11 protein-coding genes, 1 tRNA gene, 1 rRNA gene and 3 pseudogenes are annotated in these 12,203 nt (G+C 65.3%); 6 read left to right on the top strand and 10 right to left on the bottom strand.

Annotated features, from left to right (window positions below):
• Nucleotides 1-68: 68 nt before the first annotated feature.
• From GJ632_RS13395 to GJ632_RS13380, 4 genes and pseudogenes are all read right to left on the bottom strand, one after another.
• Nucleotides 69-706, bottom strand: a pseudogene (locus GJ632_RS13395) (ATP-binding cassette domain-containing protein).
• Nucleotides 703-1,683: an ABC transporter permease gene (locus GJ632_RS13390; RefSeq protein WP_191453223.1), complete on the bottom strand. Its 981-nt coding sequence runs from the start codon at nucleotides 1,681-1,683 to the stop codon at nucleotides 703-705. Before GJ632_RS13390 ends, GJ632_RS13395 begins: the two are co-directional and overlap by 4 nt.
• A 4-nt stretch (nucleotides 1,684-1,687) precedes the next feature.
• Nucleotides 1,688-2,665 (bottom strand): ABC transporter permease, encoded by a 978-nt coding sequence (locus GJ632_RS13385; RefSeq protein WP_089811339.1) that lies wholly within the window; start codon nucleotides 2,663-2,665, stop codon nucleotides 1,688-1,690.
• 73 nt (nucleotides 2,666-2,738) lie between these two features.
• Complete coding sequence (locus GJ632_RS13380) at nucleotides 2,739-4,463, bottom strand: ABC transporter substrate-binding protein (protein WP_231751556.1); 1,725 nt, start codon at nucleotides 4,461-4,463, stop codon at nucleotides 2,739-2,741.
• A gap of 200 nt (nucleotides 4,464-4,663) precedes the next feature.
• Between GJ632_RS13380 and GJ632_RS13375 the strand changes: the two are divergent.
• The 3 genes and pseudogenes from GJ632_RS13375 (at nucleotide 4,664) to eif1A (ending at nucleotide 7,284) form a co-directional block, all read left to right on the top strand.
• Nucleotides 4,664-6,038, top strand: a pseudogene (locus GJ632_RS13375) (M28 family peptidase).
• Between the two features lie 149 nt (nucleotides 6,039-6,187).
• Nucleotides 6,188-6,906 (top strand): annotated as a pseudogene (locus GJ632_RS13370) (class I SAM-dependent methyltransferase).
• Between the two features lie 90 nt (nucleotides 6,907-6,996).
• Nucleotides 6,997-7,284, top strand: a complete 288-nt coding sequence (gene eif1A, locus GJ632_RS13365; RefSeq protein WP_089811332.1) for a translation initiation factor eIF-1A — start codon at nucleotides 6,997-6,999, stop codon at nucleotides 7,282-7,284.
• Between the two features lie 74 nt (nucleotides 7,285-7,358).
• Here eif1A and GJ632_RS13360 read toward each other — a convergent pair whose 3' ends face one another.
• Nucleotides 7,359-7,712, bottom strand: a complete 354-nt coding sequence (locus GJ632_RS13360; protein WP_343161176.1) for a hypothetical protein — start codon at nucleotides 7,710-7,712, stop codon at nucleotides 7,359-7,361.
• Nucleotides 7,713-7,868: 156 nt separating this feature from the next.
• Here GJ632_RS13360 and GJ632_RS13355 point away from each other — a divergent pair, with 156 nt between their 5' ends.
• Nucleotides 7,869-8,141 carry a winged helix-turn-helix domain-containing protein gene (locus GJ632_RS13355; RefSeq protein WP_191453222.1) on the top strand — a complete coding sequence of 91 codons (273 nt, stop codon included), beginning with the start codon at nucleotides 7,869-7,871 and terminating at the stop codon, nucleotides 8,139-8,141.
• A 262-nt stretch (nucleotides 8,142-8,403) separates the two neighbouring features.
• On the opposite strand, the gene GJ632_RS13350 is transcribed toward GJ632_RS13355, so the two are convergent.
• From GJ632_RS13350 to GJ632_RS13340, 3 genes are all read right to left on the bottom strand, one after another.
• Entirely contained in the window at nucleotides 8,404-9,261 is an 858-nt protein-coding gene (locus GJ632_RS13350) for a hypothetical protein (RefSeq protein WP_191453221.1), read from the bottom strand.
• A 241-nt stretch (nucleotides 9,262-9,502) separates the two neighbouring features.
• On the bottom strand, nucleotides 9,503-9,694 hold the full coding sequence (locus GJ632_RS13345; RefSeq protein ID WP_191453220.1) for a helix-turn-helix transcriptional regulator: 192 nt from the start codon (nucleotides 9,692-9,694) through the stop codon (nucleotides 9,503-9,505).
• Nucleotides 9,691-10,098 carry a DUF2178 domain-containing protein gene (locus GJ632_RS13340; protein ID WP_089811322.1) on the bottom strand — a complete coding sequence of 136 codons (408 nt, stop codon included), beginning with the start codon at nucleotides 10,096-10,098 and terminating at the stop codon, nucleotides 9,691-9,693. Before GJ632_RS13340 ends, GJ632_RS13345 begins: the two co-directional genes overlap by 4 nt.
• A 139-nt stretch (nucleotides 10,099-10,237) precedes the next feature.
• Here GJ632_RS13340 and GJ632_RS13335 point away from each other — a divergent pair, with 139 nt between their 5' ends.
• Nucleotides 10,238-10,774, top strand: coding sequence for a hypothetical protein (locus tag GJ632_RS13335; protein ID WP_191453219.1), 537 nt, complete (start codon nucleotides 10,238-10,240; stop codon nucleotides 10,772-10,774).
• A gap of 28 nt (nucleotides 10,775-10,802) precedes the next feature.
• Entirely contained in the window at nucleotides 10,803-11,486 is a 684-nt protein-coding gene (locus GJ632_RS25445; RefSeq protein WP_191453218.1) for a helix-turn-helix domain-containing protein, read from the top strand.
• Between the two features lie 285 nt (nucleotides 11,487-11,771).
• Here the strand turns inward: GJ632_RS25445 and GJ632_RS13325 are convergent.
• Nucleotides 11,772-11,847, bottom strand: a tRNA-Cys gene (locus tag GJ632_RS13325).
• 132 nt (nucleotides 11,848-11,979) lie between these two features.
• Nucleotides 11,980-12,103, bottom strand: a 5S ribosomal RNA gene (gene rrf / locus GJ632_RS13320).
• Between the last annotated feature and the right edge of the window lie 100 nt (nucleotides 12,104-12,203).

Genomic DNA, 12,203 nt, shown 5'->3' with positions numbered 1-12,203 from the left:
CGGCCCCTCCTCGGCGACCTTCCCGGCGTACATCACGAGGACGCGGTCGCACGTCTCCGCGACGACGCTCACGTCGTGCGTGATGACGAGCATCGAGGACCGTATCTCGTCTTGAATCTGGCTGATGCGTTTGAGAATCTGGTCCTGCATGATGACTCCAGCGCCGTCGTCGGCTCGTCGGCCAGCATCAGCGACGGCTCCAGCGCCAACGCCATCGCGATCATGGCGCGCTGGCGCATCCCGCCGGAGACTGGTGCGGGTAGTCGTCGGCGCGGTCGGGGTCCAGCCCGACGAGTTCGAACATCTCGGTGACTATCTCGTTCGACTCGGTTCGACCGGTCCCCGGCCGGTGCGTCTCGATGGCCTCGACGATCTGTTCTCGGATGGTGTACACCGGGTCCATCGAGTTCATCGCCGACTGGGCGATGAGGGATATCTCCTCCCACTTGAGCCGACGCCGTTTGGGCTCGGGCAACTGGGTGAGGTCGTCACCCTTGAAGTTGATGCTACCCGCGTTGACGTACCCGGCGTCGGGGAGGATGCCGATGATCGCCTTCGCGAGCGTGGTCTTTCCACACCCGGACTCGCCGACGATGCCGAGGTTCTCGCCCTCTTCGAGTTCGAACGAGACGCCGTCGACAGCCTGTGCCGGTCCGTCTTCGGTTTCGTAGTAGACTTCGAGGTCTTCGACTTCGAGTAGACTCATTGTAGCTTGGGGTTGGTTATCTCTTCGTAGCCGCGGCCGATGAGGAAGCCGCTGATGACCAGCAGCCCGATGCAGATGCCCGGCGGGACGAACCACCACCACGCCCCGAACTGGAGCGCGGAGTACGCTCGCGACGCCTGCAGCATCGTCCCCCACGAGACGGTGTTCGGGTCACCGAGGCCGATGAACGAGACGCCGGCCTCCGCGAGAATCGCCCACGCGATACCGAACGAACCGTACAGGAACGTCAGCGGGAGGACGTTCGGCGCGAGGTGTCTGCTGATGATGTGCCAGTCGCCCGCGCCCGCCACCTCGGCGGCCTTCACGAACGGTCGTTCGCGGAGCGAGAGCGACTGCGACCGGATGACGCGTGCCGTAGAGCGCCACTGGAGGATGATCAGCGCGAGGATGATGTTCCAGAGGTTCGGCCCGAGCACCGCGACCAGGACGATGACCGTCGGCAGGAGCGGCATCCCGTACAGGAAGTCGACGACCCGCATCAGCGCGTCGTCGATCCAGCCGCCGTAGTATCCGGCGACGAGACCGACGAGCGTGCCGATGCCGGCGGTGAACACCGCCGCGATGAGACCGACCATCAGCGCCGCTCGCGTCCCGTACACGAGTTGGCTGAAGATGTCGTACCCCGCGGCCGTCGTCCCGAGGAGGTACTCGGGGTTACCGCCGAGCAGCCCCGGTTCCGCCCACTTCTCGATGAGTATCCCCGCATCGCCCTGGAACTGCCGCTGGAGGGGGTCGTGGGTGGCGATGACGGGCGCGAAGATGCCGATGAGCACGAACGCCGCCACCGTTAGCAGGGACAGCCTGACCGATAGCTCGTCGGTCAGTTTTCCCCAGTGGTCGTGCAGGGTCTCCCGCCAGAGTCGAACCGTGCGCTGCCACTTGTCTATCTGCTCGTCGGACGAACTGTCGTCGAGGTCGGTGAATATCGACCGACCGGTTGGTTCTTCTTGTGCCATCGTTCTAGTCGTAGGTCACCCGTGGGTCGAGGTACCCGTACGCGAGGTCCGCGAGGAAGTTCAGGACGATGATAGTCCCCGCGAGGACGATGAACGTCCCCTGCGCGACGGGGAAGTCCCGTCGCAGGACCGCGCGAACCATCTCGCGACCGATTCCGGGCCACGCGAACACCGTCTCGATGAGGACGCTCCCACCGACGGCGTAGCCGAGGGCGATGGCCGCCGCCGTGACGATGGGGAGCAACGCGTTGCGCGCGGCGTGTTTGAACATTATCGTCCGCTCTTTGAGTCCCTTCGCGCGGCAGACGTCGATGAAGTCCTCGGAGAGCACCTCAAGCATGCTCGACCGCATGATGAGGAGCGGATAGCCCATGTAGTAGAACGCCAGCACGGCCGCCGGCGCGGCGAGGTGGTGGAGGAAGTCCACGGAGAACACCATCTCCCAGAAGCCCGCGTTCTGCGTGCCGAGGCTGGTCATCCCGCTCATCGGGATGACGCCGAGGCCGGCGCCGAATATCCACAGCACGATGAGGCCGACGTAGAACGTCGGGACGCTCCGGGCGGTCAGCGCCGTGATGACCGTACTCCGCTCGAACCGGGAGCCACGGTACCACCCCGACAGCACGCCGAGCGTGATGCCCGTGATGTAGGCGGCGACGAACGCCGTCAGCATCAACACGAGCGTGTTCGGCAGGTAGGTAGCGATGACGTCCGTGACCGGTTGGTTCGAGTGGAACGACTGGCCGAAGTTCAGGACGACCAAGTTCTCGAGGAACTTGATGTACTGGACGTGTAACGGCTCGTTGAGTCCGTAACTCGCGATTATCTGCTGGCGCGCCTCCTGTGTCATCTGCGAGGAGACGACGTAGGAAGTCGGGTCGCCGGGCATGAGGCGGAACAGGCCGAACAGCACCGTTCCGACCGCCCACAGCGTTACGACGAGCTGGAGCGAGCGTCTCACGACGAAGCTAGCTTTTCCCATGTTTGTTGATTATGTATTTCTCGGGGTTTCGTTCTAAAAATCTATTGGCAGCGAATCGACGTTCTCGGCGGCGTTATTCGCTGGGCGCGCGAATCGTTCCGTCGTCACCCCACGAGTAACCGGCCTCTTCGAGGCGGCTCCGCGCGGACTCGATGCTCTCCTCGTAGGTGGTCACGTCTTCGGTGTGGAGCGGACCGAACGCCGAGGAGACGACGTTGAAGCCGACTTCGGGGAAGCCGAACAGAATCTGTTCGACGACGGGCGTCCGCGGGATGGTCTCGACCAGCGCCTTCCGCATCTGGGGGTCGTCGAGTCCCTCCTGTCGCTCGTTCGGCGTGAACATCCAGAACGTCGGCGCCGTCTGGAACTGCGTGCCGATGTTCTCGTTGTCCTGGTTCTCGTTGAGCGACCGGTCGATGCGGCCGAACGGCTCGTAGTTCAGGTCGCCGTTGATGAGGTTCTCCCAGACGGTCGACGCCTCGGGGATGATGCGCCAGAAGCGCCGCTCGAAGCTGACCGGCGCGAAGTGGTCCTCGTTGCGCACCATCGCGAACTCGCTGCCCTGCTCCCAGTAGTCGAACTCCATCGGACCGCTGCCGACCGGTTCCTGGATGTTCGCCTGACTCGGGTTGCTCCGGCCCTCCCACTTGTGCTGCGGGATGATGGGGATGAGGTTCGCCACCGAGAGGTGGAACGGCCCCAGCGGCTGGGACATGTTGATGCGGACCGTCTCCTCGTCGACGACTTCGGCGTTGTCGATGTACTGCGCCTGCGTGGAGTACAGCGGTACCTCGTTCTCGACGATGTAGTTGTACGTGAACGCGACGTCCTCGGCGGTGAGGTCCTCGCCGTCGTGCCACGAGTGGTCGGTGCGGATGGTGTACTCCATCGTCGTCTCGTCCACACGGTCCCAGTCGGTGGCGAGGCTGACTTCCGGGTCGGGTTCGGCGTTGTCGTTGAGCTGAACCAGGAAGTCGTACAGCATGTTGAACTGGTAGACGTGCTTGGACTCGTCGTTGTGGCCCAGCACGTTCATCGTCGACAGCGTCTCGGGCCAGTAGCCCTTCAGCTCGGTGTTGTCGCCGACCATCTCCAGATTGATCATCGTCCAGTAGGAGTTGAACCCGTTCGCCAGGTCGGCCTGCCAGTTGGTGACCTGGTTGCTGTTGAAGATGGCCGCCTGCGGCATCTGCGTGATGGGCATCGTCGGCACGTCGTCCATCAGCGTCTTCTGAATCTCGTGGCACTGGTCGATCCGGGTGTCCGGGTCCGGTTCGGCCAGGTAGTTCATCATCAGTTCGTCGAGGTCCTCGTTCTGATAGCCGGAGTAGTTACCCTGCCCCGGGTCGGTGTTCTCGGAGTTGAACAGGTTGTTCAGCTCCGTCACCGGCTCGGAGACGAAGAACGTGTGCCACGTCGCGAAGCTGTAGTCGTACTCCTGCGACACGCGGCTGAACAGCGTCCCCCACTCCAGCACCTCGACCTCCATGTCCAGTCCGAGTTCGCCGAACTGGCTCGCGATGAGGTTGATCGCGTCGTGTCTCGGCGGGTTGTACGACTGCGCGTTGTTCAGGTAGGTGTACGTCGGGAGACTCGCACCGGAGCCACCGGAGTCGGTCTCACCGTCGGTTTCCTCGGTCGTGGCGCCGCCACCGCCCTCGCCAGTCTCGCCGCCAGTGTCGGTTCCCTCTCCGTCGCCACCAGCACACCCAGCTAGGGCGGTCATGCCGGCCAGACCGCCAGCTGTCGTTGCTTTGAGGAAACTTCGACGCCTCATCCGCTCGCTATCTTCAGCCATGTCATTGGGTATCAACAACCTACGTATAAAGTTCTTTCCAACTGCTGTGTCGCAATGACAAGGTCGTAGTGGAATACGCCGCCCACATTTATTCTACTGACAGATTAATCCGAACGTGCGTTAATATTAACCCGCATTTCGAAGTCGATTCGTCATGGAAATCGCAACACTATTGGCAAATGCTGCCACATCCCACTTAGATGACCGAACTACCGAACGACGTCGTCGGCGACGCGTACCGGAGCACGACTGGATGGGACCTCATCGCGGACCTCGAGGACTTAGACGACCGAATGCCGGGGCACGAGGGCGAACGCGAAGGTGCCGAACTCGTCGCCGAGGCGTCGAGGCAGTCGGCGTCGACGACGTGACGCTGGACCCGTTTCCCATCCCGGCGTGGTGGCGCGGCGACGCCAGCCTCTCGGTGACGCACGGCGACCGAGCGACGACGTTCGGACAGTCCCACGAACTCGTGGAGTTGCCGGGGACGCCGCGGGCGAGGTGTCGGGCGAACTCGTCGACATGGGCCACGGCCTCCCCGAGGACTTCGAGGGGGAGGACCTCTCCGGCGACGTCGTGATGGCGTCGAGTCTGACACCGGACGACTACGGTCGGTGGGTCCACCGGTCGGAGAAGTACCACTACGCTATCGACGCCGGCGCGGCGGGGTTCGTCTTCTACAACCACATCGAGGGCGCCCTCCCGCCGACCGGGAACATCGGCGGCGTGAACGGACCCGGGCCGATTCCGGCCATCGGCGCGAGCAAGGAAGTCGGCGCGCGCCTCCAGCGGTACTGCGCGGACGGAACCGTCGAGGCCGACCTCTCGGTCGACGCCGAGGTGGGGCGCGGCACCTCGCACAACGTCGAGGCGACGGTCGGCCCGGACACCGACGAGGAGGTCCTGTTCACCGCGCACGTCGACGGCCACGACGTGGGGACGGCGGCCAACGACAACGGCTTCGGCACCGCGATGGTCGTCGAAGTCGGGAAGATACTCGCGCAGGTGGCCGACGAGTTGGAGACAAAGGTGAGACTCGTCGTCTTCGGGGCCGAGGAGACGGGGCTGTACGGGTCGTACTACTGGAGCCACACGCACGACTTAGACGACGTGAAGTGCATCCTCAACGTCGACGGCGCGGGCTACTCGCGGAACCTGGAGATTCACGACCACGGCTTCTCCGGCATCGCGGACGCCTTCGAGGCCGTCTCCGAGGAGTACGAGGTGCCCGTCCACACCGAGAGTCAGGTCCGGCCGAACAGCGACCACTGGCCGTTCGTGCAACGCGGCGTCGCCGGGGCGCAGGGGCGGTCCTCCTCGGGCGAGAGCGGACGCGGGTGGGGCCACACCCACGGCGACACGATGGACAAACTCGACGTGCGCGACCTGCGGGACATGTCCATCCTCTGTGCGGCGGGCGTCGCTCGACTCGCCCGGGAGGACGTGGCGACACCCCACGTGGACGAAGACGAGATTCGGCAAGCCTGTCTGGACGACAACTTCGACGTGGGACTGAAGGCGACGGGGGCGTGGCCGTGGACGGAGAAAGACTGGCCGTGGAAGGACGAACTGTGACGGCCGCCTGACTGCGCGGACGCAGCAACGACGCCGTCGTCGGCGCGAACGGAGTCGTCGCGAACACACGATGGCGACACCATCGCCGACGCACCGACGGCGCACGTCGGACGACGAGGCTTTACGGGGCGGCCGCGAACGACCGCCTAGTGGATTCTGACGACGTTCACCGACGGTGGACGGCGCGTTCGGGTGCGTACTCGCCGGAGTACTACGCCTACTACGGGCCGAACGAGACGAGCGAGTTGCTCAGAGAGACGATTGCCCGGCACGCCGACGCGGACGCGAGATTCTGGAACTCGGCTGCAGTTCGGGGCGGCATCTCGCGCACCTGTACGACCACGGCTACGAGAACGTCTCGGGCGTCGAGATAAACGCCGACGCGTTCGACGTGATGGACGAACAGTACCCCGAACTCGCCGCCGGCGGGACGTTCCACCACGGCGCCATCGAGGACGTCGTCCCCGAGTTCGACGAGGACGCCTTCGACGTGGTCTACTCGGTGGAGACGCTCCAGCATCTCCACCCCGACGCCGACTGGGTGTTCGCCGAACTGGCGCGCGTCACGGGGACGTTGCTCGTCACCGTCGAGAACGAGGGGCGCGACGGCGACGGTGGCGACGACAGCGGTGAGAACGGCGCCGACGGAGACGACAGCGTCGGTGGGGGGAGCGACTCCGACGACGAACGCGGAGCGAACGGCGCCGACAGAGGCGAGGACGGCGAGACGCCCGCCGTCAACTACATCGAAGACGACTTTCCGCTCTACTACCGCGACTGGAACGACATCTTCACCGACGTCGGCCTCACCGAGGTGGCGTCGGAATCGCTCGACCGCGACACGTTCAGGGCGTTCACACCGGCGTAGCTGACCCGCGCGTCGGCCCGCGTGGCCACCCGTGACACGCGAGACCACGCATCACCAATGGCTTAAACGTGCGACGCCTGTAGGTAACCCATGAGCGAAGAATCCAGCGGGCGTCGGAACCTCCGAATGCCCGACGACGACGAACTGTTCGCAGTCGTGACACAGCACAACGGCGGAAACCACGTCAGCGTCCGGTGTCAGGACGGCAAAGAGCGCATGGGTCGCATCCCCGGCCGCATGAAGTACCGCACGTGGATCAACGAGGGCGACGTCGTCCTCGTCGAACCGTGGGACTGGCAGGACGAGAAGGCGAACATCGAGTGGCGGTACAGCGAACAGGACGCAGAGCAGCTCCGCGCGGAAGGCCACATCGACTGATGCCTCTCTCCCGCCCTCGGGAGACGACTTCGACTGTTCGTATCACCCCGAGCGGATAGTCCGCGCACGTCCGCTCAGTCAGGCGCGACCACCGTCGTCTCCTCGTCGACGTGTTCGATTTCGACCGTGTGCCGCGTGTGGCGGGCGTGCGTCTCGGCCCAACGGCGCGCCGGATGCGACGACAGGAACTCGTCTCCCTCCGGGCAGCGACGGCAGGAGACGACCCACGGCGAGACGCCGTCCGGGAAGTGTCCCGTGTGGCGCATGTGGTCGATGGCGAACTGTTCGAACGACTGGTTGCCCACCTCCAGGTCGTCGAGTTCGTACGCGAGGTCCCACTCGTGGTCACACCGCGAGCAGGTGACCGTCGGCGTGTCGTCGACGTCGTGCGGGTGCGTCTCGTCGGCGTCGTCGGTGCGGTCGGACACGGCGGGTCGTACGGACGCCGCCCCCTTCTATCTGCCACCTCGCGGACGAGGTGCACGCGACGGCGAGCGTGAACGACCGCGGACGCGGGGTTGGTCGTGCGGGCAGGTCGCACAACTCCGAAGCACTTGGTCGGGTCCGCCTCGTCGAATCAGACGATGACCGACGAGGTACCGGACAGCCTCCGGGAGATGCCGCCGAGTTCGAAGCTCGTCTACAAGGTGTTGGAGCACGACGGTCCGCTGACGCAGCGTCAGTTGGCCGACCACTCACTCTTGCCCACACGAACGGTCCGCTACGCGCTCGACAGACTGCGGGACGAGGACATCGTGCAGGAACGACTCTACATCCAGGACGCGCGAAAACGACTGTACCACCTGACCGCGGACGAACGAGTCCCCGACATCGACCCCGTCCCCGCGTCGAACTGACGCGGGTCGGAGTCCCGCCGGCGAGGCGCGCGCCGCTCTCCGTTTCGACGCCTCGGACGGGTCAGAGACGCTCGCTCGCCGACGGACGCCACCGCCAGCGACGAACTCGCTTCTCGAATCCGCTCGACCGCGCAGTGACGACTCCGAAGCGGACAGTGACCCACAGCCACGCGGCGAGAGACGTCACACTCAGCGTCTCGGGACTCGGGGCGAGGACGACGACAGCGGCGGAAGACCCGCGCCACGCCGAGGCGCTACCGCTTCAGTAGCGCGAGGGCATGTACGCGAAGCCGACGAGGAAGACGGCCGTCAGGAACGAGAGGATGCTGACGCCCCACAGTCCGCTCTCGTGGGTGTGGAACGTGTCTATCTCCTCGGTCTGGGCACGGTAGCTCTCGAAGTCGGAGGTGAGTTGGAGCGTGCTGTTGTCCGGGAAGTGCGCGAGGTACGTCCGGTCGCCGAGCGTCACGTTCCCTTCGTTCGCCACGCTGACGGTGACCGTCCGCGGCGCGTTCCAGGCGAGTTCGACGGCGTCGGGGCTCACGCTGGTGATGGTCGTCTCGTTACCCTCGTACGGGAGGGTGTCGCCCTGCTCGTACGTGCGGGACTCGGGTTCGGGGAAGTAGTTGTCGGGGGCGACGAGTCGTTCGCTCCCGTTCTCCCGAACGACGACCCAACTGGAACCGTTGTAGCGAGCCAGTTCGTCGGCCGCGTTGGGGTCCTCCTGCAGGAGCACCGACTCGTTGATGTCCTCACGGAGGGTGAACCGGGTGTCGTTCTCCTCGCCCGTGGTCAGGACCCGCCACTCGGTGTCGTCGAGCGTCACCGTGGAGTTGTTCTCCCACGTCACGGTGTACCGGGCCGTCTGGTTCGTGTAGTTCAGCGTCCCCGAGCGGGCGAGACTGGCCGAACCGCCGTGACCGCCGCCCTGCATCTGGGCCGTTATCTCCTGCACGTTGTACGTCTGCGAGCCGGCTTCGAACGTGTCGCCGCTCGTGAGTTCGTATTCCGGGTTCTGGAACTCGATGTGCGGCGCCTCCGCCGTCGCGACGAGCGAGTACGAAGCCGCACCGATGACTATGAAGAGCGCGACGTAGATAGCCGCGGCGCGTCGTTGCATAGTTCGAGCATGGGATAGATGGCGTATAACGGTTATCGTTTCGTCAGCGGCCTGGTTCGACTCGGTAACGCCCGCTCCCCGCGAACGGGTCCGCCTCGGCGACTCCGTTCGTCGGAGCGGTGGCGTATCGAGTCGCGGTCCGTCGCGACCGACTCTCCGAAGTATCGAGGACTCCCGGCGCTGGTCTCGCAGACGGGAGAACCCGAACGGAGACCGAGTTAGGGCATCCCCTTGTGGCCAGTCACTCGAGCCAGAACAGTTTCTCGACCGAACTGTCGAACTCCGCGGCGAGTTTCAGCGCCAGTTCGAGGCTGGGGTCGTACCGGCCGCGTTCGATGGCGTTGATACTCTGCCGGGTCACGCCGACGCGCGAGGCGAGGTCGCCCTGCGTGAGGTCGCGAGCCTCGCGGTGCTCGCGGACGGCGTTGTTCATGCTGCCCGTGCGGACTCGTACATCGTGCTCCCGACGTGGACGAACGTGAGCGCCGCGACGAAGAACGCGATGGGAGTGAGCCAGAGCGGCCACTCGACGACGCCGAGCGCCCAGAGGGCGGTCACGGCGGGGAAGACGAGCGACGAGGTGACCCCCATGACCGCGAGGGTTCGCTTGCTCGCGGCGGCCTGCCGACGTTCGTCACGTTCGTCGAACAGGGGGCCGTCGTAGCGTCGAAACGTCAGGAGCGCCGCGAGGGCGAGCGCGGCGAACCCGCCGACGCCGACGAGCGGATATCCGACGACGATACCGCCCGCGAGAGCGACCCCGGAGAGCGCCCAGAGTCCGGTGTAGAGTCTGCGGTACGTGGTCTCGCTGCCGATGGTGGTGGTGGAGGTTGACATGGTGTCTGTCGGCCACAGTGTAAAGCGGCCTTTACAGTAAAGTGTACTTTACACGGGTGTATAAATTTGCCGGACCCCGCGCGGTTCGAGACCAACACGTTGGGCACACTCTCACCCGGAGGGTCGTCCTCTCTCTGGCATGGACGACCCGATCCGCTCGGACGAGTTCGACGACCGGACCGCTCCCGGCGAGCAGGTCGACTCGCCCCGCGACCGCGCACCGGGCGGCACGCTCGGACCGCGCGCGTATCTCCTGTTCGCCGTCGCGACGCTACTCGGACTGGCCCACCACCTCGACCACGTGATTCGGGGCAACCACGTCGGCTGGCCACTCACGCCGGAGGTGAACCCCTTCACCTACAGCCTCGTCATCTATCCCCTCGTCGTCCTCGGGTTCACGCTCTCGCTCACCGGCCGAGCCGGTGCCCGCTACTGGACGGTCGTGACGACGCTCGGGGCGGGAATGCTCACGTTCTTCCACCTCTCGCCGTGGGCGGTCGAACCGCCGGGCGACGTCATCCTCCCGTACGCGAACCCGGTGTTCGGCTACGCCGCGTTCGCGATACTGCTCGCACTGATACTCGTGGTGGCAGGGGGGAGCGCTCTACTCGTTCCGCCTCTGGAAGCGAGAGCGGGTGTGAGCGGCCGGCGGTCGCCGGGTGGACAAACGCTATGAGGGACCGCCCCCCGCCACGAGGTGTGACGTGCGACGACGATCCGACAGGGGCAGGAGTGGCACCGTGATCCGCGCTCGGTTCCGTCTGTGGCTCCCAGACGGCCTCTGGGTCGCCGAGGTGTCGCGGTCGTTCCCGGACGCGAGTCTCAGACTGCTGACCGGTGTCCCGGTGGACGACCGGACGCTCGAACTCGGCGAGACGCGAGCCGACGACCCGCGTGCGGTCGCCGAGGCCATCCGAGCCCACCCAGACGTGCACTCGCTCGAACTACTCCACTGTGACGAGGAGCGCTCGCTCTCGAAGTACGAGACCAGCGACCAGGCGCTGTTCGAGTTCCTCGGTGGCAGTTCGCTCATCCCCGAGTTCCCCCTCGTCGTCGAGGACGGCACGGTGTCGTTCGCTATCACCGCGAGTCGGGCGGACTTCGAAGCGTTCGGCGACCGACTGGACGCCAGCGGCCTGCGCTACGAACTCCAGTCGGTCGTCCACCGCGACGACCCGAGTGGTGGCCCACTCACCGACCGGCAACGAGAGTGTCTCACCGTCGCGTGGCGGATGGGCTACTTCGCGGTCCCGCGCGACTGCTCGCTGGCCGAGGTGGCCGACGCGCTGGACGTGGACACGTCTACCGTCAGTGAGACCGTCCGGCGTGGCACCGAACGGGTGCTCGAGCAGTTCTTCTCGGAGCGCCGCCGGTTCTCGAACCGCTGACCGGATGACTCCGGTCGCTGCCCTCTCTGCTCCCGGAGTTCTCACGGAGACGGGGTGGGGCCGATACCTCCGTACAGTTCGCAGAGCGGACGTTGCCGCCGCGGGCGGGTCGTCGACGACGACCCTGCGTGCGTCCCCGCTTCCTTGGTTGCGGCAGGCCCCCTTCGTAGAGTCGCTGGACGGAGAAACTCGCGAACCGTTCGGAGACAATCGGCCGAGACCGGGTTCCCGTCCTAAATCAGCGAACGACGCTACTCGCTGTTGGGTTCTGAGGAAAGACCAGTAAGCCAAGGGCCGGATTTGAACCGGCGGAGATTCGCTCTGCAGGCGAACGCGTTAGGCCGAACTCTGCCACCTTGGCGCAGTTCCGTGTAGTCTGGTCTCGCGCTTAAGCCTAGCGGTCTGGGAGTTCGAAGGTGACGCGCTGTGTCGTTCGAAATGAAGAACGCCCACACGGGTCGGCCCGTGCGGGCGTTCGAATCTGCGTATGAGTGGGAGGCGGCGAAGCAGCGTTTCCAGAGGTTCGCCACACTCCAGTACTTACTGGCCACGCTGGCGAGCTTAACTTCCGTGTTCGGGATGGGTACGGGTGTTGCCTCGCCGCTGTGGCCGCCTTAACGCCAACCGACGGAATCGAACCGTCGTAAAGACCACTGTTGGTGGTTCTACAACCGTATGTGTCGCGTGCAATCCAGTTAACGCCTGAACCCGTTCACC

Origin of the sequence: Halogeometricum sp. CBA1124 (genome assembly GCF_009741955.1) — an archaeon.
GTDB classification, from domain to species: domain Archaea; phylum Halobacteriota; class Halobacteria; order Halobacteriales; family Haloferacaceae; genus Halogeometricum; species Halogeometricum rufum.
The sequence above is the reverse complement of the archived record's forward strand: the minus strand, read 5'-3'. Positions and strand labels throughout refer to the sequence as shown.